16 protein-coding genes are annotated in these 20421 nt (G+C 36.2%); 14 read left to right on the forward strand and 2 right to left on the reverse strand.

The annotated features are described in order from the left end of the window. The first annotated feature begins 14 nt into the window (after window positions 1-14). From ABXT51_RS00700 to ABXT51_RS00745, 10 genes are all read left to right on the forward strand, one after another. Window positions 15-1187 carry a phosphoglycerate kinase gene (locus ABXT51_RS00700; RefSeq protein WP_416695707.1) on the forward strand — a complete coding sequence of 391 codons (1173 nt, stop codon included), beginning with the start codon at window positions 15-17 and terminating at the stop codon, window positions 1185-1187. Beyond that, entirely contained in the window at window positions 1180-2628 is a 1449-nt protein-coding gene (pyk, locus tag ABXT51_RS00705; RefSeq protein ID WP_416696321.1) for a pyruvate kinase, read from the forward strand. The genes ABXT51_RS00700 and pyk overlap by 8 nt, the downstream gene beginning before the upstream one ends. Window positions 2629-2653: 25 nt before the next feature. Continuing rightward, window positions 2654-3715 (forward strand): class I fructose-bisphosphate aldolase, encoded by a 1062-nt coding sequence (locus ABXT51_RS00710; protein WP_416695709.1) that lies wholly within the window; start codon window positions 2654-2656, stop codon window positions 3713-3715. Window positions 3716-3823: 108 nt separating this feature from the next. Continuing rightward, complete coding sequence (mnmG, locus tag ABXT51_RS00715) at window positions 3824-5695, forward strand: tRNA uridine-5-carboxymethylaminomethyl(34) synthesis enzyme MnmG (protein ID WP_416695711.1); 1872 nt, start codon at window positions 3824-3826, stop codon at window positions 5693-5695. Next, complete coding sequence (rsmG, locus tag ABXT51_RS00720; protein WP_416695713.1) at window positions 5692-6303, forward strand: 16S rRNA (guanine(527)-N(7))-methyltransferase RsmG; 612 nt, start codon at window positions 5692-5694, stop codon at window positions 6301-6303. The genes mnmG and rsmG overlap by 4 nt, the downstream gene beginning before the upstream one ends. Window positions 6304-6312: 9 nt before the next feature. Continuing rightward, a complete protein-coding gene (locus tag ABXT51_RS00725; protein ID WP_416695714.1) occupies window positions 6313-7083 on the forward strand; it encodes a TatD family hydrolase in 771 nt (256 codons plus the stop codon). A 4-nt stretch (window positions 7084-7087) separates the two neighbouring features. Next, complete coding sequence (locus ABXT51_RS00730) at window positions 7088-8011, forward strand: RluA family pseudouridine synthase (RefSeq protein WP_416695715.1); 924 nt, start codon at window positions 7088-7090, stop codon at window positions 8009-8011. Continuing rightward, window positions 8008-8856 (forward strand): 4-hydroxybenzoate octaprenyltransferase, encoded by an 849-nt coding sequence (ubiA, locus tag ABXT51_RS00735; RefSeq protein WP_416695716.1) that lies wholly within the window; start codon window positions 8008-8010, stop codon window positions 8854-8856. The genes ABXT51_RS00730 and ubiA overlap by 4 nt, the downstream gene beginning before the upstream one ends. 161 nt (window positions 8857-9017) lie before the next feature. Next, entirely contained in the window at window positions 9018-9236 is a 219-nt protein-coding gene (locus ABXT51_RS00740; protein ID WP_271537261.1) for a hypothetical protein, read from the forward strand. Window positions 9237-9441: 205 nt separating this feature from the next. Further along, complete coding sequence (locus ABXT51_RS00745) at window positions 9442-9660, forward strand: hypothetical protein (RefSeq protein ID WP_271537260.1); 219 nt, start codon at window positions 9442-9444, stop codon at window positions 9658-9660. A 64-nt stretch (window positions 9661-9724) separates the two neighbouring features. Here ABXT51_RS00745 and dapD read toward each other — a convergent pair whose 3' ends face one another. Both dapD and ABXT51_RS00755 read right to left on the reverse strand, forming a co-directional pair. After that, window positions 9725-10540, reverse strand: coding sequence for a 2,3,4,5-tetrahydropyridine-2,6-dicarboxylate N-succinyltransferase (gene dapD / locus ABXT51_RS00750; protein ID WP_416695717.1), 816 nt, complete (start codon window positions 10538-10540; stop codon window positions 9725-9727). Between the two features lie 55 nt (window positions 10541-10595). Further along, window positions 10596-11315 (reverse strand): metal ABC transporter ATP-binding protein, encoded by a 720-nt coding sequence (locus tag ABXT51_RS00755; RefSeq protein ID WP_416695718.1) that lies wholly within the window; start codon window positions 11313-11315, stop codon window positions 10596-10598. 112 nt (window positions 11316-11427) lie between these two features. Between ABXT51_RS00755 and polA the strand changes: the two genes are divergently transcribed. From polA to metC, 4 genes are all read left to right on the forward strand, one after another. Next, window positions 11428-14160 (forward strand): DNA polymerase I, encoded by a 2733-nt coding sequence (gene polA, locus ABXT51_RS00760; protein WP_416695719.1) that lies wholly within the window; start codon window positions 11428-11430, stop codon window positions 14158-14160. 90 nt (window positions 14161-14250) lie between these two features. After that, window positions 14251-15999 (forward strand): arginine--tRNA ligase, encoded by a 1749-nt coding sequence (gene argS, locus ABXT51_RS00765; protein ID WP_416695720.1) that lies wholly within the window; start codon window positions 14251-14253, stop codon window positions 15997-15999. Further along, entirely contained in the window at window positions 15996-19172 is a 3177-nt protein-coding gene (locus ABXT51_RS00770; RefSeq protein ID WP_416695721.1) for a UvrD-helicase domain-containing protein, read from the forward strand. The genes argS and ABXT51_RS00770 overlap by 4 nt, the downstream gene beginning before the upstream one ends. A gap of 81 nt (window positions 19173-19253) precedes the next feature. Beyond that, complete coding sequence (metC, locus tag ABXT51_RS00775) at window positions 19254-20420, forward strand: cystathionine beta-lyase (protein WP_416695722.1); 1167 nt, start codon at window positions 19254-19256, stop codon at window positions 20418-20420. Window position 20421 lies beyond the last annotated feature (1 nt).

The raw sequence follows: 20421 nt of genomic DNA on the forward strand, positions 1-20421 counted from the left end.
ACTTGGGGGGTTTGATGAATTTACTTAAGATGACTGATCTTGATCTAAGCGGAAAGAGAGTTTTAATTAGGCAAGATTTAAATGTCCCAATAAAAAATGGTGAGGTAACCAGTGATAAGCGTATTTTAGCCTCATTACCAACTATTACTCACGCACTTAAAGCTGGTGCTAAGGTTATGATAATGTCACACCTTGGAAGACCAGAGGCTGGTGAGTTTGATGAAAAATATTCACTTAAACCAGTAGCTAAACATCTTTCTGATTTACTAGGCCAGCCAGTAATTCTTGAATCAAACTGGCTTGATGGTGTAGAGATGAATTTTGGTGAAGTTGTTCTTTGTGAAAATGTCAGATTTAATGTGGGTGAAAAAGAAAACGATGAGGCCTTGTCAAGACAAATGGCATCTTTATGCGATGTTTGTGTGCAAGATGCTTTTGGGACTGCACATAGAGCCCATGCCTCAACCTATGGCGTTGCTGAGTTCGCACCAATTGCCTGCGCGGGCCCCCTTCTGGTTGGTGAGCTTGAGGCTCTTGGTAAAGCACTTGAAAATCCAAAAAGACCAATGGTTGCTATTGTTGGAGGATCAAAAGTTTCAACTAAACTAACTGTTCTAGATGCGCTTTCTAAAATTGTTGATCAGTTAGTGGTTGGTGGAGGTATTGCTAATACATTCATTGCGGCTCAAGGCTATAGTGTTGGTCAGTCTCTTTGTGAGCATGATCTTATTCCTACAGCCCAAGCATTAATGGAGCATTGTCAAATCCCTATCCCAGGTGATGTAGTATGCGGTAAAGAATTCTCTGAGTTTGCAACTGCAGAAAGTAAAAATTCAAGCAGTGTTGCTTCTGACGACATGATTTTTGATATTGGCCCTAATTCTGTTGAAGAGTTATGTGAGATTATGAAAAATGCAGGAACAATAGTTTGGAATGGGCCTGTTGGCGTATTTGAATTTGAGCAGTTTGCAAATGGTACTGAGAAAATAGCGCATGCAATTGCAGATTCAGATGCCTTTTCGATTGCTGGCGGCGGCGATACCTTGGCAGCAGTTAGTAAATTTAATATCGAAGATAAAATATCCTACATCTCAACTGGTGGAGGTGCATTTTTAGAATTTCTAGAAGGAAAGAAACTCCCAGTTGTTGAAGTGTTAGAGAAAAGAATACAGGAGCAAAATAATTAATAGAAGAACAAAAATTTTAGCCACTCTTGGACCATCAACTGATGACCCTGAGGTTTTAAAAGGAATTTTAGATGCTGGCGTAAACGTTATTCGAATTAATTTTTCGCATAATAATGAAAAAGAACACTTAGAGCGAATTGCTCAAGTCAGAAAGTACGAAAAAGAAAATGATACCTTTATTGGTGTATTGATGGATCTGCAAGGCCCAAAAATTAGAATTTCTTCTTTTATAGATAATAAGGTATTACTTAGCAGGGGAGATCAATTTACTCTTGATGCGGAGTTACCAAAATCTGAAGGGACTCAGACTGCAGTCGGGATAGCTTATAAACAGCTCCCAAATGATTTAAGCGCTGGAAATACTTTACTGTTAGATGATGGAAAAATAATTCTCAAAGTTTTGCAGATAGATGGGCCAAAAATTTTAACTGAAGTTCTTCAGGGTGGAACTTTATCTAACAATAAGGGAATAAATTTGCGTGGCGGCGGCCTAAGCGCAAGCGCTTTAACTGAAAAAGATAAGCAAGATATTCATACTGCGGCTAAGGCGGATGCTGATTATGTCGCTATTTCTTTTCCTATTCATGCAGATGATATTCGTGAGACCAAGAGGCTTCTTAAGGAGGCTGGATCGAATGCTAGTGTTATTGCAAAAATTGAGCGAGCTGAAGCATTGCAGGAAGATGTGATTAATGAGATTATTCAAGAATCAGCTGGAATTATGGTCGCACGTGGTGATTTAGGTGTTGAAATTGGAGATCCTCAGCTACCTGCTCAACAAAAACGTCTAATCTTATTAGCTAGGGCAAATGATAGATTTGTTATAACAGCAACTCAAATGTTGGAATCAATGATTACTAGCCCTATACCAACTAGAGCAGAGGTTTTTGATGTAGCAAATGCAGTTTTAGATGGAACTGATGCAGTGATGCTTTCTGCAGAAACTGCAGTAGGTGCTCATCCTGTAGAGGCAGTCAAAACAATGAGTGATGTCTGTTTGGAAACAGAGAAAAGTCCAACAGCAAAAGTATCTCATCACAGACTTCATGAGCATTTTGAAGGTATTGATGAAACAATTGCTATGAGCTCAATGTATGCTGCTAACCATTTGGGTGCAAAGGTAGTGGCAACTCTCACTCAAACTGGAAAAACAGCGCTTTGGATGTCGAGAATTAGTTCTAATATTGCAATTTTTGCAATGTCAGATAATTACAAAACTTTAAAAAAAGTTACTATTTATAGAGGAGTCTATCCTTGTTATATAGATAAAACAAGTGCGGATGATTGGAATCATGTCAATACCCATGTTATAGAAAATCTGGAGGATAAATCCCAAGTTGAGAAAGGAGATATTGTTATTGTTACAAAGGGGATGCATAAGGATAAATCAGGAGGTACAAACCTGATGAAAATTTTGCGTGTAGGCGATGGAAATTATTAAAAGTAAATTATGAGGGTGAAAAATTATGATAAATAATCAAGAAGAATTAAGACAAACTGCAAATCTATTGGCTGCTAGAGGCAAAGGACTTCTTGCAGTAGATGAGTCTACTCCAACTATAGGAAAACGACTTGCTGGGATTAACGTAGAAAACACAGAAGAAAATCGTCAAGCCTATCGTGGAATGCTCTTTACTGCAGAAGGAATTGGTGAATATATTAGTGGAGTCATCCTTTTTGAAGAGACACTTTATCAAAACCACCTTGATGGTGAAACTATGGTTTCTAAAATTAATAAGCTGGGAATAATTCCAGGCATTAAGGTAGATAAAGGCTTAAGTCCATTAGCTGGGGGGCATGAAGTAGAGACGTGGTGTAGGGGTCTGGAAGGTCTTGCTGAGAGAACTGCTGAGTACTATAAACAAGGAGCACGTTTCGCAAAATGGCGCGCTGTTTTGCAAATTACTGCTGATGGATGCCCTACAGATCTTGCAATTAGGGAGAATGCTTGGGGCCTTGCAAGATATGCAAAAATTTGTCAGGAGTCAGGACTTGTTCCTATTATTGAGCCTGAAATTTTAATGGATGGGGATCACACTATTGAGAAGACAGCAGAAGTTCAAGAGAAGGTCCTGGTTGAAGTCTACAAAGCTTGCTCAGAAAATAATGTTTTCCTAGAGGGAACATTGTTAAAACCTTCAATGACAGTTTCTGGCACTGATAATTCCAATAAAGCTGGCTCAGAAGAGGTTGCCAAGATGACAGTTCGCACAATGAATCGTTGTGTGCCAGCTGCAGTTCCAGGAATTATGTTTCTTTCGGGCGGGTTAACTGAAGAAGACGCTTCAGTTTATCTTAATACTATGAATAGTATTGAACATAAGAGCGCTACCAGTTTGACGTTTTCTTATGGAAGAGCTTTACAGCAATCATGTTTACAAGCCTGGAAAGGAAGTGATATTGAAGCAGGCCAAAAAGCCTTAATGGCAAGATGCCAAGCTAACTCAGAGTCTTCTACTGGTGATTATGTTGCTGGTTCTCAGCCTTCTTCTCAAGACACATTATTCGAAGCTGGTTATAAGTATTAATCTTTGCTTTTTATCAGATTTGGACTTAAGAATTTAGTCTAAAGCTTAAAGCGTATAATGATAGGCCCGAATTATGTCGGGCCTTTTGTATTGTAAAAACAAAAACGAATGAATAAAAGTAAATATTACCCAGTAATTGTTGTTGGTGGAGGCCATGCTGGAACTGAGGCAGCTCTTGCATCAGCTAGAATGGGTGTCGATACACTTCTAATAACTCATAATGTGGAGACGCTTGGGCAGATGAGCTGTAATCCTGCGATTGGCGGTATTGGTAAGGGCCATCTTGTAAAAGAGATTGATGCAATGGGCGGCATAATGGCAAAAGCTATTGATTTGTCAGGTATTCAGTTTAGAACGCTTAATGCATCTAAAGGACCCGCTGTTAGGGCTACCAGGGCTCAAGCAGACAGAATATTGTATAAAGCAGCCATAAGAAGCAAAATTGAAAATCAAGAAAATCTAAGTTTATTTCAGCAGCCAGTTGACGATCTAATTATTGAAAATAACAGAGTTAAAGGCGTTATAACGCAAATGGGCTTGGAGTTCTTTGCAGATAAAATTATCTTAACTTCAGGCACTTTTTTAGGTGGAATTATACATATTGGTAAACAGAATTATCAGGGAGGAAGGGCTGGCGATGCAGCAGCTAATGTGTTATCTGAACGACTACGCTCTTATGATTTAGGTGTTGGGAGGCTTAAAACAGGAACTCCACCTCGCCTTGATGGAAGAACAATTAACTATAACGTCTTACAAAAACAAGAGGGTGATACTCCACTACCAACCTTTTCATTTATGGGGAAATCAACTGATCACCCAGAACAAATTCCATGTTTTATTACACATACGAATGCAAAAACTCATGAGTATATTACTAATGGTCTAAAAGACTCGCCACTCTATAGTGGAAAAATAGAAGGCGTTGGCCCGCGATATTGCCCTTCAATTGAGGATAAGGTTGTTAGATTTGCAGAAAGAGACTCACATCAAATATTCGTTGAACCGGAGGGTCTTACAACTCATGAAGTGTATCCAAATGGTATTTCAACATCGCTAGCATTTGAAGTTCAAGAGGATTTTGTTAACTCTATTAAAGGTTTTGAAGATGCAAAGATCATTCGTCCAGGCTACGCCATTGAATATGATTTTTTTGATCCAAGAGGGTTAAAACAAACACTAGAAGTTAAGAAAATATCAGGTCTTTTCTTTGCAGGACAGATTAATGGCACTACTGGTTATGAAGAAGCCGCTGCACAAGGTTTGCTTGCTGGAATTAATGCTGCATTACAGGTTCAAGAGAAAGGCCCTTGGACTCCTAAAAGAGATGAGTCTTATATTGGTGTTATGGTTGATGATTTGACGACCAAGGGGGCATCAGAACCTTATCGAATGTTTACCTCTCGAGCTGAATATCGCCTTTTACTTCGAGAAGATAATGCTGATGAGAGATTAACTCCACAAGCTAGAGAAATGGGACTAGTTGATGATTTACGTTGGCTTTCTTTTAATGGAAAATATGAGCAAGTAGCGAATGAGAAAAAACGTTTAAAGTCTTTTTGGGTTCAGTCAGGAGACGCCCAAGCAGAAAAAGTTTTGGGAATAAAGCTTAGTCATGAATATAGTTTAGAGGCCCTGTTAAAAAGACCAAATATTGACTATAAGCTGCTCAGTAAAATTGTAAATGCAAAACCCTTTCTGGAAGATAGGATGATTATCGAGCAAGTAGAAAATCAAATTAAATATGAGGGCTATATAAAAAGACAATTAGATGAAATTGAAAAATATCGTAAAAATGAGAATACTAAGCTTTCATCAGATATAGATTATAGTGAGATTAAAGCCTTATCCAATGAGGTTAGGCAAAAGCTTAATGAATACAAGCCTGAGACAATTGGTCAAGCTAGTAGAATTCAAGGTGTAACCCCAGCATCAATTTCTATTCTATTGGTTTTTTTGAAAACTTACAAAGCCCTCTCATGAATGAAAACGAGAGGCTGCTCTGTGAAGGGGCGGAGTTAATGAATGTTGATCTCTCAGAGTTTCAAGTTCAGCAGCTCCTTAGGTTTCATGCATTAATTATTAAATGGAATAAGGTATACAATTTAAGTGCCATACGCGATCCATTAGAGTCAATTAAAAAACACTTTTTGGATAGCCTTTCAATATTAAGTTATATAAAGCCTGGATTATTACTAGATGTCGGCTCTGGTGCTGGTTTACCTGGGATTATCATTGCAATTATGATGCCTAAAACTAGTGTTTTTGTCATCGATAGTGTTGGCAAAAAATGTCGATTTATGCAAACTGTAAAAACAGAACTTTCTTTGACCAATCTAACAGTAGTTAATAGTAGAGTTGAGACATTTAGTTATCATGAGTCTTTTCCTCAAATAACATCTCGAGCATTTTCAAATGTTACGAGTACTATTGAAAAAGTGAAGCATTTAATAGCGGATGATGGTCGCTACTTAATGATGAAGGGTGACAATATTGATGAAGAAACTATTCAAAAAATGAAGGCAAAAGTGCATATTTTAAAAGTTCCATTTGTTTCAGATAATCGTTCACTTTTAGAAATTCAGCTATAATTTTTATTTATGGAAATAATAGACTCTCATTGCCACATAGATCGAGTTGACTTAGATGCTTTTGGAGGAAGTATTGAGTCAATGCTCAAACATGCCAGTGAGCTCTCTGTTAAGAAATTCCTATGCGTCTGTATTGATTTGGAGCATTTTGATCAAGTTCACGATCTTGCATTAGCATACTCTAATATATATTCGTCAGTTGGCGTGCATCCAACAGAAACTAATTGTAAAGACCCAACTACAGATGAGTTACTTGAATATGCAAAAAGTGACAGAATCATTGCAATTGGTGAGACTGGTTTGGATTATTTTCATGTTAAGGAAGATCAGGCTGATTGGCAAAGAGATCGATTTCGTAGGCATATTAAGGCGTCCAATATTTCGGGTAAACCTCTGATTATTCATACCAGAGAAGCTAAATCTGATACTATCAAAATTCTCTCTGAAGAGAAGGCTGAGTCAGCCGTTATGCATTGCTTTTCTGAGGATTGGGAGACTGCCAAGGCGGCATTGGATCTTGGATATTATATTTCTTTTTCGGGTATTTTGACTTTTAAAAGTGCTCAATCTTTGCGTGATGTAGCAAAAAAAATACCTGCTGAGCGTCTTTTGGTTGAAACAGACTCGCCATATTTAACCCCTGTTCCTAATAGAGGAAGGCCAAATAGTCCAGCCTATACATACTATGTAGCAGAAAAACTTGCAGAAATTCGTAATACGAGTATTTCTGAGATTGCTAAAGTTACCACTGATAACTTTAATCGGCTATTTTTTTCGTGACCTTATGACTAATCATGATGCTCCAAGGTTCATAACTGTTGATGAATTTTCAATTGGACAGCGCCTTGATAATTATCTAATAAAGCAACTTAAAGGTGTCCCAAAGTCTCGCATTTATCGCATTATTAGAAAAGGCGAAGTCCGCGTCAATAAAGGTAGAAAAAAAGCAGACTATAAGCTTGTTTCTGAAGATGTTATTCGAATTCCACCTATTAGAACCTCCACCGAAAAGGATATTAAGCCATCTGATGGACTGCTTAAGTTGCTTAATTCCTCAATTCTTTATGAGGATAAAGGCTTATTAGTGCTTAATAAGACACATGGAATGGCAGTTCATGGGGGAAGTGGCGTTACTATTGGAATTATTGAAGCACTTAAAAGTCAATATAAAGAGCCTATTGAACTTGTCCATCGACTTGATAGAGGAACATCAGGGTGTTTGATTCTTGCAAAAAAACGGTCAGTCTTAAAATCATTTCATGAACAGCTAGTTCATCATCAAGTGGAAAAGCGTTATATTGCACTTGTTAAAAATAGCTGGAGCAAGAAAAAGCATACCATTGATGCGCCAATTTATCAAAACTCAAGGAATAGTGTTATTGATTCGAAAGGAAAAGACTCAGTAAGTCATTTCCACCCTATTAAAAATTTTCTTATGGATGATGAAAGTGCCTCGTTAGTTGAAGTTGTTATAGAAACTGGAAGGACCCATCAAATCAGGGTCCATGCAAAGCATGCTGGGCATCCAGTTGCCCAAGATGAAAAGTATGGTGATAATAGTTTTGATCAATTGATGAAAAAGAAAGGGTTGAGTCGACTTTTTTTGCATGCTAAATCAATTGTTTTTACAAACCCTATTACTAATGAGATACAAAAGGTAACAGCCCCATTGCCAAATGATCTTGAAGAATTTTTAAATAAACTATGAATGCGTATATTCGCTTAATGAGGCTTGATAAGCCTATTGGGTCATTACTACTTTTATGGCCCACATATTGGGCTTTATTTCTAAGTGCAGATGGATGGCCTGATTTAGATATATTGTTCATTTTCACTTTAGGTGTTTTTATAATGAGAACTGCTGGGTGCATTATTAATGATTTTGCAGATCGAAAAATTGATAAGCACATCATAAGAACTCAGCAAAGGCCTCTTGCTACTGGAGAAATTTCATCTAATTCCGCGCTAGTATTATTTGGTCTATTATTACTCCTTGCATTAGGCTTAGTTCTTCAAACTAATATCTTAACTATTAAATTGTCTTTAATTGCCGTTCTTCTGGCAACTTTATATCCTTTTACAAAGCGCTGGACTAATTTACCACAACTAGTTTTAGGCGCTGCATTTGGAATGAGCGTGCCTATGGCTTTTAGCGCTCAAACTGGAGTGGTTCCTTTAACTGCTTGGCTAGTTTTTATTGCAACCCTAGTTTGGACTTTGATTTATGACACTTTTTATGCAATGGCTGATCGCGATGAAGATTTAAAGATTGGAGTAAAGTCAACAGCAATTCTTTTTGCAAAATACGATCAAATTATTATCACTTTATTGCAAATTTTATTAATTATTGTGCTTATATTAATTGGCAATGTTTTCGATTTAGGATTAATTTATGACTTTTCTTTGGTGATTATTTCATTTTTTATGATTTATCATCAATTTCTACTGAAAAAACGCCAAAAAGAAGAATATTTTAAGGCATTTCTTAATAATAATTTCATTGGTATGACTGCATTTTTAGGGATTTTTCTTTCGGTAATCATCAAGTCATAAGTTTTGTTGTTTTTTTGCAACATTTGAGCAAAATTACGTCATTTTGGCCTATTTTTTGGCTTTTTTTCATCAAGAAAACTTGACACTCTGTTTTTGTTACTATAAAAAGTCCATCAATCAGCAAGAATGTTGATTATTTTAAAAACAAATGGAGAGAAAATATGTTAAGTAATGTAACTGGTTGGATAAAAAAATTAACTGAAGCTGGTGTGGGTCTTGTAGCACTAGCAGTTGTTGTTCAAGTAATATTTGGTTCAAGTGCTTCATTCCTACCTGGTGATGTTGTCGCTAGGCTTACTGATATGATCGGCGCACTTGGTGGTGCTGGCTTAGTTGGTTTAATTACAGCAGGATTGTTGTACACGATCTTTTCTAAGTAATACGTATTAACTCAATAGAAAACCCGCCATAAGGCGGGTTTTTTATTATTTGAATGAAATTTTATTAAGTACTTAATTTTATTGTGCTAAAGCTAATTTTTTAGTCATCACGCACCTAGAAAACTTGACATAGTGATTTTGATACTATAAAAAGTTTACCAATCAGCTGGAAATCTGGTTGTCTTAAAACAAATGGAGAGAGAGTATGTTAGATAATGTAATTGGATGGGTAAAAAAATTAACTGAAGTAGGTGTAAGTTTTATTGCACTTGCAGTTGTTGTTCAAATAATTTTTGGAAGTCAAGCTGCATTCTTACCTGGCGATATTATCGCTAGACTTACGGATATTATTGTTGGACTTGGAGCTGCAAACTTGGTTGGTTTAATTGCCGTTGGTTTGCTGTACAAAATCTTTACTAAGTAATACATATTAACTCAATAAAAAACCCGCCATTAAGCGGGTTTTTTATTATTTGGAAAAGATTGAGTTAAATCCCTCGAAGAAGCTCATTAATTCCAACTTTAGACCTTGTTTTAGCGTCAACCTGTTTAACTATAACGGCGCAATAAAGTGAATAGCTTTCATCTGCTGATGGAAGGTTGCCAGAAACTACAACTGATCCTGCAGGTATTCGTCCATATGATACTTCACCCGTCATTCTATTAAAGATTTTAGTTGATTGGCCAATATAAACGCCCATTGATATAACAGCACCTTCTTCAACGATAACACCTTCAACTACTTCTGATCTTGCTCCAATAAAGCAGTTATCCTCTATGATTGTTGGACTCGCTTGTAAAGGTTCAAGTACCCCACCAATGCCTACGCCGCCTGAAAGGTGAACATTTTTGCCAATTTGTGCACAAGAACCTACAGTTGCCCATGTATCGACCATTGTTCCAGAATCAACATATGCACCAATATTTACATAAGATGGCATTAAAACCGTATTTGAGGCTATATAAGAACCTCTCCTTGCAGTGGCTGGAGGAACTACTCTAACACCTGATGCCTGAAACTCTTCAGCTGTGGTATTTGCATACTTGGATGGTACTTTGTCATAGTACTGAGTATAGCCAGATTGCATAGGGACATTATCTGCAAGCCTAAATGAAAGCAAAACAGCTTTCTTTAGCCATTCATTAACCTCCCAGTTGCCGATACTTTTTTGCTCTGCAACTCTAGCTTTTCCTGAGTCTAGGAGGTGAATTGCCTCATCAACAGCCTCTTTAATTTCATTGCTTGCAGAGTCAGGGGTGATATGCGCTCGATCTTCAAATGCGGCTTCAATAATATCTTTCATAATTGTCATAATAAAAAAAAGTTAATTATATCATTTAGAGTCCATTTAGACTTCTCTAATGATCGTGCTGGTGGTTATGATGATGCTCATAAGTTGCCATCAAGTCATGGATTTGATCAGCAAACAAGTCATTGAATTGAGCATCTTTCAATATGGATTCGGGGAGTCCCTCACAGCAGATATGATGATAAAGGCACAGAACTTGAGTTGATTCTTTCATTACCCTATGAAGATCATGTGACACCATAAGTACAGCACAGTTTTGCTTTTGATGAATATCCTGAATTAATTTATAAAGCTGCATTTGCCCATCAACATCAAGGTTTTGTGCTGGTTCATCCAAAATCAACACATTAGGCTTATTTAGAAGTGCTCTAGTTAGTAAGACTTTTTGCAATTCACCACCTGAAAGATTTTTGAGCGGCATTTTAAGTAAATCTTCAATACTAGTAAGCTCACAAGTTTGACGCGTGAACTCACGATCAAATTTTTGATTTAATGTCAAAAAATCAATAACAGATATAGGTATGTATGGATTTGCTGTAAATGATTGAGGCGTATAACCAAATTTTAAATTATCGCTATGTATTATTTCTCCAGAATCTTGTTTAATAACACCTAAAAGAATCTTAATTAATGAGCTTTTTCCAGCACCATTAGGACCTATTAATGTAATAAACTCACCAGGATGAAGTTTAAAGCTGACATCATCAAGGATATTTTTCCCATTATGACTAAGGCTAATATTGTTTAGAGTTATGAGAGCATCTGACATTAGTATATTTTATCTAACAATTCATGCATGAGCTCAAAATATAAAGTTTGAAAGTTTAAATTCATCAAGTAGTTTCCAATAAAAAAACTTGGTTTAGAGGTAAAATTTGAGAATGAATCAGCAACTCATTTTAGTAGATGGCTCGGCGTTTTTATTTCGCTCCTATTTCTCAACGCTATCTCAAAACTTGACAAATGAAAGTGGCTTTCCTACTGGAGCTATGTTTGGTGTTGTAAATGCGATAAAACATCTACAAAGGAAGTATCAGGACGCAAAGATTATTATGATTTTTGATGCAAAAGGTTCAAATTTTCGTCACGAAATGTTTCCTGACTACAAAGCCAATAGAAGCCCAGCAGAGGATGATTTAGTTGTTCAGATTGAACCCCTTTATAAAATAGTTAGGGCAATGGGCTTTCATTTTTTATGCGAGCCGGGTGTCGAAGCAGATGATGTCATTGCGACGTTATCTAAGCTTGCTCGTGAAGAAGGCATTGAAACAATTATTGCTAGTGGGGACAAAGACCTTTTCCAATTAGTCGGAGGCAATATTAAGCAACTTGACATGAAAGGTAAGCTCTATGGTGAGGAAGAAATTAAAGAGAAAATGGGAGTTAATCCAAACCAAATATTAGATTTACTGGCATTAACGGGGGACTCAGCTGACAACATACCTGGAGTGCCTAGTGTTGGACCAAAAACTGCGTCAAAGTGGCTTGAGCTTTATGAAAACATTGAAGGTGTTAAGGCTAATGCAGAAAAGATTGGCGGTAAGGTTGGTGAAAAACTAAGGGAATCTTTTGAGATATTGGATCTTTCTTATAAATTAGTTCAGCTAAAGTTTGATGTCAAGCTTCCTTTAAATATCTTATTGGATGAGCCCGGAGAAAACAAAGAGGAGTTACTAGATCTTTTTAGAGAGTATGGTTTTTCAATGTGGCTTAAGCAATTAGGTGAAAAGACTGTACCTAAAATTGCTCAAAATGATGAGCAGGCCACTGATGAAACTCCCAGCCCTGTTTCTAGTATTTCTCTTAAAGAATATTCTCAAAATCTAATACTTACAGATGAAGACTTTTCTGGATTGCTTACTAAGCTGTCCAATAGTGAATCTTTTGTATTTGATTTAGAGACGAATAGTCTTAACTATATGGAGGCTGAGATTGTTGGCCTTGTTTTTCTTATTGAGAAAGATAGTTATTATTTACCAGTTGCACATGACTACTTAGATGCGCCAGTTCAGTTGGCTAGACATAAGGTAATGGCATCTTTAAAGCCCTTGCTCGAGAATAAAGCTATTGGCAAAGTTGGTCAAAACTTAAAATATGATGCCCATATTCTTGCTAATATTGATATTAGTCTAAATGGCATTATTGACGACACTATGTTGAAATCTTATTGTTTGAATTCAGTTGCAAGCCGCCATAATATGGATGATTTAGCCTTACATTATTTGGGGCACAAAACAATTCATTATGCAGATGTTGCTGGCAGCGGAAAAAAACAACTAACCTTTAACCAGGTTGATATTAGTGAAGCAATGCCTTATGCGTGTGAAGATGTCATTGTAACAAATGAGCTAAATAATGTCTTGGAATCAAGGCTTCAAGATTATCCTAAAGTGATGCTGCTTTATAAAAGCATAGAGATTCCATTAATAAAAATTATGTTGAAATTAGAAAGAAATGGTGCGTTTGTTGATGAAACTTCACTCTTTAACCAACAGATTGAGGTTAAAGCTGAAATGATGAAAATTCAGACTGAAGCATATGAGGTTGCTGGCGATGAATTTAATCTTGAGTCTCCAAAACAAATTCAGCAAATTTTATTTAGTGAAGAGGGTTTTGGCCTAGAGCCAAAAAAGAAAACAGCAAAGGGCCAGCCTTCAACAAATGAAGAAGCTCTAAAATTACTTGATCACCCGTTAGTTGATTTAATAATGGCTTATCGTACTTTAACAAAACTAAATTCTACTTATTTAGAGGCCTTACCAAAACAAATTAACAGAAAGACTGGAAGGCTTCATACTTCATATCATCAAGCAGTAACTGCAACTGGTAGGCTTTCTTCTTCAAAACCTAATTTTCAAAATATTCCAATTAGAACAGAGAGGGGTGCTCAGATTAGATCAGCATTCATTGCAAATAAAGATAATGCAATCCTTGCTGCTGATTATTCTCAAATTGAGCTTAGAATAATGGCGCATATTTCACAGGATAAGAGCTTAATTGAGGCTTTTAATAATAATGTTGATGTTCATAGTGCAACAGCCTCTCAAGTTTTTGATACTGAGCTTTCAAATGTTACTAAAGATCAGCGCCGAAAGGCTAAGGCGATAAACTTTGGCTTAATTTATGGTATGAGTGCGTTTGGTTTGGCTAAACAAATAGATGTCTCTAGAACTGAAGCTAAGCAATATATTGATGGTTATTTTGAGAATTATCCTGGTGTCTTAAGGTTTATGGACGAAACTAAAGAAAGGGCTAAAGAGCAGGGATTTGTGGAAACAATTTTAGGTAGGAGGCTATATTTGCCTCAAATTAATTCGAAAAATAAAATGCTGCAGCAACACGCACTAAGAACTGCAATTAATGCTCCTATGCAAGGCTCCTCTGCAGATATTATAAAAAAAGCTATGCTCGATATCCAGTCCTGGATTGATAGAGAAAATAATGGAGTAAAAATGATCATGCAAGTTCATGATGAGCTTGTATTTGAACTTCGAGCTGATAAAGCTAAAGAGTATGGTGAAATTGTCAGTTCTATGATGTCAGATACTTTGAAGTTAAGTATTCCATTAGAGGTTGATGTGGGAATTGGAACAAACTGGCAAGAGGCTCACTAAACCTTAAGTATAGAATTTGAGTATCGACTTATTGATGTGTTAAATTAAAATAGGCTCTAATAACCAAAAAAGTAATAATGAGTTAATTATATGAAAGAGCAACTGCAAAACCTACTTACTAAATGCATCCATGATTTAATTGATCAAGGATTACTTAGTGAGATGCCATCAAAAGTTCGGCTAGATCACACCAAAGATAAAAGTCATGGTGATTATGCAACAAATATAGCCTTAATGCTGGCAAAGCAGGCTAAAACCAGCCCACTGAAGCTGGCGCAAGCTATTATTGACCAATTAGATGGCGCTGATTTTATTGAAAAAACAGAAATAGCCGGCCCAGGGTTCATTAACTTCTTTCTGTCAGACAAGTCGAGTACTGCTGTGATAAATGAAATTATTGAAAGTGGTGATGGGTATGGAACATCTAATATAGGAGCAGGCCAAAGTATTCTTTTGGAGTACGTTTCAGCTAATCCAACAGGACCTCTTCATGTTGGACACGGAAGAGGGGCCGCTTATGGGGCAACTGTTTCTAACCTACTAAGATCTGTTGGTTATAAAGTTGATAATGAGTACTATGTAAATGATGCGGGTAGGCAGATGGACATCTTATCTGTAAGCATTTTCTTGCGATATTTAGCGCTCTGCGGAGAAACAATAAGGTTTCCTGATAATGGCTATCAAGGAAAGTATATTAATGATATCGCCAGTAATATTATGCAGACTTATAGTGACGCTTTTCACAAAGAATCCGCATTAGTTTTTGAAGGTATCTGCAAAGATGAGCTTGAAGGAGGAAACAAAGAGTCTCATATTGATGAGTTAATTTCAAGGTCAAAAGAGTTATTGGGTGAAGGCTTTAAATCTATTTTTAAAGTAGGTATTGAAAGTATTCTAAGTGGCATCAAAAAAGATCTAGCTGATTTTGGAGTGGTCTTTGAAAAGTGGTTTTCAGAGCAATCTTTGATTGATAACGGCCTTTCTGAGGCTAGCATTAAAAGACTTCAAGACAGTAAGCACGTTTATAAAAAGGACGGCGCCCTATGGTTTAAAACAACGGATTATGGAGATGAAAAAGATCGTGTAGTAGTCCGTGATAATGGAAATCATACTTATTTTGCTTCAGATATTGCCTACCACCTTGAAAAATTTGAGCGAGGCTATGATAAAGTAATTAATGTTTGGGGAGCTGACCATCATGGTTATATTGCTAGAGTTAAGGCTTCTGTAGCTGCATTTAATCATAACCCTAAAAAATTAGAAATCCTTTTGGTTCAATTTGCAAACCTTTATAGAGGTGGAAAAAAAGTACAAATGTCAACTAGAAGCGGGTCTTTTGTGACCCTAGAGGATTTAAGAAGTGAGGTAGGAAATGATGCCGCACGTTTCTTTTATATCCTTAGAAAGTCAGAGCAGCATATGGATTTTGATCTAGACCTTGCCAAATCAAAGACAAACGAGAACCCAGTTTTCTATATTCAATATGCCTATGCTCGAATTAACTCTGTTTTTAAGCAAGCGCAAGAAAAGGGCATAGTGTTTAATTATCAAGATGCTGATTTAGGATTATTATCAGAAGAAAGTGAAAAATCAATTTTAAGAGAGCTAAGTCGTTATAAAGGTGTCATAGAGTCTGCTGCCATGCAGTATGAACCTCACCAACTTGCTTACTATTTACGTGAATTGGCTTCTCAATTTCATAGTTACTACAATGCCTGTCCTTTTATACTGGATGATCAAGATCTTACCCAGGCTAGGTTGACAGTGATCCACGCAACGAAACAAGTTCTCTTTAATGGGCTAACTATTCTAGGGGTTAGTTCGCCAGAGTCAATGTGAATGATCAGAGGCAAAGAGATCAAGCACTAAATATAGGTGATTCTTTCATTGTTCAAGCTCCTGCTGGCTCAGGAAAAACTGAACTTATAACTCAACGTTATTTAAAATTACTTAGCTCTGCAGATGTGCCAGAAAATATTTTAGTTATGACATTTACCAACAGAGCGGTGGATGAGTTAAAGCATAGAATAATTAGCTCGCTTAATCGAGCAAGATTGCACCCACCTGAAGAGCCACACAAGCTCAAAACCTTTGATCTTGCCAATAAAGTGTTAGAGCAATCAAGTCTGAAAGATTGGAATTTACTGAATCACCCCTCTCGAATAAAAATAATTACTATTGATTCGCTGTCAAGTTTAATTGTCTCAAGGTACCCATCTATTGATCAATTAATCCCACCTCAAACAATGATTAATACTTATGAGTATGAGCAAATTTATCAAGAGGCAGCAGAAAATACCCTTCTACTAATTGAGGAGAGTGAGTATCAAGCTAGCATCTCATCTGTTTTGTTGTACCTTGATAACCATGTTGATAGGTTCTATCGGCTCATAGTTCAGATGCTCTCAAAGCGAGAGCAGTGGCTACCAAAACTATATATTGAGGGTGCTCTTGATATTAATTTATTAGAAATTCTAGCGCAAGAATTAATTGTTGAATATCTTGGAACCTTGAGAGGTGCAGCATCTGGTTTGCTTGATAAATCTTTTTTTAATTTATTAGAAGTTAGTACCAGGCATGATGTTTCTAAGATTAAAAAGTTACCAGGCTCAACTATCGAAGATTTGAGTGATTGGCAAACTATTTCTGAGTTACTTTTAACGAAAAGTACTGGGAACTGGAGAAAGAAAATTGATGCTAATATTGGATTTCCAGCTGAACTTAAGGAAGAAAAACTGATATTTAAAGAAATATTAGAGAGTTTTGATTCTGAAGTTGAATTCAAAAAAATACTTAATAATTTATCTAACTTACCAAGTGCGTATTTTCCAGAATCAACGAGTAAAAGTATCAATGATATTGCACAAGTCTTAAAGTTAAGTGTTGCAGAGTTGAAGGTAATTTTTAAAGAAAAAGGTTTGCAAGATTTTTCAGAAGTTGGTATGCAAGCTATTAATGTGCTTGATAGTCGTGAAGAGGTAAGTGATATTGCGCTATTGTTAGACTATCAAATTAAGCATCTACTAGTTGATGAGTTTCAAGACACTTCATATTCACAATTAAGCTTAATTGAAAAGCTTGTTGATAGCTGGCAAGAGGGAGATGGAAAGTCAATCTTTTTTGTGGGTGATCCAATGCAATCAATTTATAAATTTCGTGAATCTCAAGTTGGAATTTTCCTTGAAGTCATGAAAGGTGGTATAGGTAGTCTTAAAATTAAGCCTCTAGTATTAAGGGCTAACTTTAGGTCAAATAAAAGTATTGTTGAGCAAAATAATAAGATTTTTTCTCAAATATTTCCAAACCAAGATAATTTATTGTTGGGCGCTATTCATTATTCTGAATCAAGCTCTGCTTCAAATATTGAGCAAAATGATGCGCTCACTTTTTACCCGTTTAGTGTAGATCAAGATTCTGAAGAAGCGGAGATGGTGGTTAGTATTATTAAAAAATCTATTTTAAATAATCCACATCAAGAGATTGCAGTCCTTGTAAGATCTAGATCTCATTTAAATGCCATTACATTATTGCTTCAGGAAAGCAGGGTTAATTTTGAAGCCTTAAAAACTGAGCCATTAAGGTCTAATCTTTTTACCAGAGACTTGCTAAGTTTAGCTAGAGCATTGCTTAGTTTGGCGGATCGTTTAGCTTGGCTTTCTATTCTCAGAGCTCCATGGTGTGGCTTAAAGTTAGAAGATTTATTAGTTTTTAGTGATTCAATAGATAAGACAATTTTTAGTCAGTTAATAGATGATGATATCGTTAAAGATTTGAGTGATGATGGTATTTTACGTTCTAGGCATTTATTCCTAGCAACTGAAGAGGCTATTTATAGTGAAGGTAAGTTTTCTTTTGTAGAGCGTTTTTCTTATGCCTTAAGTCAGCTATGTAATGAGATTGAACTTAATGAGCAAGAAAAAAGTATTAGATCTCAATTTCTTTCATTACTGAATCATTGCGAACTAAGTCAAAGTTTAGATATCAAGACAATTGAATTGATGGTTAAAGATTTATATGCACCCTCCCAGTCTGCCTCTGTTAAGTTAATGACAATTCATCAGGCTAAAGGCTTAGAGTTCGATACTGTAATTATTCCTGGCCTTGGTAAAAAAGGAAAAAATGACTCACTACCTTTAATACAAATTCAAGAGTTTTCAAATAATAATATTTTGCTGGCACCTTTAAAATCTTCTTATGAAGACTCTGAGAGTAAAACTTACCTTTATTTGCAGTACTTACAAAAACAACAGGCACACTTTGAATTAATGAGAGTGCTGTATGTTGGGATGAGCCGAGCAAAAGATAAGATTCATTTGTTAGGTAGCGTTTCAAAAACTGGAAGAGCTGTCAGTGGCTCATTGCTGTCATTTTTAAGTAATTATTTTCAACAATCTATCGATGACATTCCAATTCAAGATGCAACAATTCCAGTAGAGACTTCTTTGCCCAAACTTCAGCGTAATAAGGTGCTTTCAACTCTTTCTAGTAGAGTCATTAATGACATTAAGCAATCTAAAAATATGTCCAGTAATATTAATCTAATTTATCAAAGTGCATTGGGCTCAATAGTGCATTACTTTCTAGAGCATTATTTATTTGAGCCATCATTTGAAAGTATTGACGCAAGATTTAAGGAGTTTGGATTGCCGACAAAACTAATTCAGTCATATACTAAAGCTGCCTCTCTTTTACTTCTCAATACAAAGCGTGATAAAGATTTTGAATGGCTATTTAAATATCGAGACTCTACTGAAGTAGAAGCCGAATATAGTAATTCAAGTAAAACAGTAATAATTGATCGATTGTTTATTGAAGATGGCACTTTATGGATTATAGATTTCAAGACGGCATCGCTTAACGATGGTGAATCTATGAGCTCATTTATTGGGCGGCAAAAACAGTCACACCAAAAACAAATCAAAATATATCAAGAGGTTCTTGATGATTTTTTTAAACTCCCTTCAAAGGTTGCTCTTTACTGCCCAGCTGCAAGTCAGTTAATAATAATTTAATTGTTTTTGTATTGAAAAATTGCTGGACAAATTCCTTAATTGTACTTATGATGATTTCCAATTTGTTAAACCTATAAATATATGACTAAGAAAAATGATATCGTTGGATGGATTGATTACACTCAGAAATATGGTGATAGAAAAATAAGAACCATTAATCCTGATGTGCAGAGTGGCTCAACAGTTCTGTTTAATCATTTTGAAGATATGCAGTTAGCAATGGATCATAATTATCCTGGTGTTGACTATGGAACTCATGGGCTATCTACTCAAAAAGCCTTTGAAGAAGCGATGTGTAAGCTTGAAAATGGTCATATTTCTTATGCATTTCCCTCTGGTATCAGTGCTATTACAAATACACTAATGGCCTTTACTAAAAGTGGGGATGAGGTTTTATTGTGTGACAATGTTTATAGTCCTACTGCAAGCTTTTGCCATAATATTCTTGAAAAATATAATGTAAAGATAACGCATATAGAGTCCAATATAGGTGCTGAAATCAGGCACTATATTAATGATAAAACTAAATTAATTTTTTTAGAGTCTCCTGGCTCTAATACATTTGAAATACAAGATATTTCTGCAATTGTTAAAGAGGCAAAAAAAGCTAACGTACTATCAATTTTAGATAATTCATGGGCTACACCTCTTTTCTTAAAGCCTTTGGATCTTGGTATCGACATTACCATTCAATCTGTAACTAAGTATATTTGTGGCCATTCTGATATCTTGTTGGGCTGCGCAACGGTAAACCAAAAATATGCGGATGAGTTTTCTAAATATTTTGAAACTGTTGAAAATTACGCCAATCCACAGGATTGCTATCAGGCTTTGAGGGGACTGAGATCACTAAAGGTTCGTCTAGAGGAGCACCAAAAATCAGCCTTTGAAGTTGCGAGATGGCTTGATAAGAATGATATTATTGAGACTGTAATTCATCCTGGTCTTGAGTCGCACCCTCAGCATGACTTATGGAAGAGAGATTTTAGTGGCGCGTCAGGGCTATTTGCTTTCACATTCAAAAAGTCATATTCAGATGAAAAAATTGCATTATTTGCAAATTCACTTGAAATATTTGCCCTTGGCTTTAGTTGGGGAGGTTATAAAAGCCTCTTAACTGCAAGGCCATACAAGCGAGATGGAGAATGGGTTCATGATGGAAAACATCTAGTTCGACTTAGCATAGGGCTTGAAGACTCAAGTGAGTTAATTGAAGACCTAAAACAAGGCTTCAGGGTTCTTGGGTAGT

The organism is Candidatus Pseudothioglobus sp. Uisw_050_01 (assembly GCF_048085775.1).
In the GTDB taxonomy this organism is placed as follows: Bacteria; Pseudomonadota; Gammaproteobacteria; order PS1; family Pseudothioglobaceae; genus Pseudothioglobus.

Bases quoted from the DNA above. Each gene is read 5' to 3' on its own strand.
- metC (WP_416695722.1), top strand. From the start codon at position 19,254: ATGACTAAGAAAAATGATATCGTTGGATGGATTGATTACACTCAGAAA.
- ABXT51_RS00700 (WP_416695707.1), top strand. From the start codon at position 15: ATGAATTTACTTAAGATGACTGATCTTGATCTAAGCGGAAAGAGAGTT.
- ABXT51_RS00740 (WP_271537261.1), top strand. From the start codon at position 9,018: ATGTTAAGTAATGTAACTGGTTGGATAAAAAAATTAACTGAAGCTGGT.
- ABXT51_RS00745 (WP_271537260.1), top strand. From the start codon at position 9,442: ATGTTAGATAATGTAATTGGATGGGTAAAAAAATTAACTGAAGTAGGT.
- ABXT51_RS00730 (WP_416695715.1), top strand. From the start codon at position 7,088: ATGACTAATCATGATGCTCCAAGGTTCATAACTGTTGATGAATTTTCA.
- ABXT51_RS00710 (WP_416695709.1), top strand. From the start codon at position 2,654: ATGATAAATAATCAAGAAGAATTAAGACAAACTGCAAATCTATTGGCT.
- dapD (WP_416695717.1), bottom strand. From the start codon at position 10,540: ATGAAAGATATTATTGAAGCCGCATTTGAAGATCGAGCGCATATCACC.
- mnmG (WP_416695711.1), top strand. From the start codon at position 3,824: ATGAATAAAAGTAAATATTACCCAGTAATTGTTGTTGGTGGAGGCCAT.
- ABXT51_RS00725 (WP_416695714.1), top strand. From the start codon at position 6,313: ATGGAAATAATAGACTCTCATTGCCACATAGATCGAGTTGACTTAGAT.
- rsmG (WP_416695713.1), top strand. From the start codon at position 5,692: ATGAATGAAAACGAGAGGCTGCTCTGTGAAGGGGCGGAGTTAATGAAT.
- ubiA (WP_416695716.1), top strand. From the start codon at position 8,008: ATGAATGCGTATATTCGCTTAATGAGGCTTGATAAGCCTATTGGGTCA.
- polA (WP_416695719.1), top strand. From the start codon at position 11,428: ATGAATCAGCAACTCATTTTAGTAGATGGCTCGGCGTTTTTATTTCGC.
- argS (WP_416695720.1), top strand. From the start codon at position 14,251: ATGAAAGAGCAACTGCAAAACCTACTTACTAAATGCATCCATGATTTA.
- ABXT51_RS00755 (WP_416695718.1), bottom strand. From the start codon at position 11,315: ATGTCAGATGCTCTCATAACTCTAAACAATATTAGCCTTAGTCATAAT.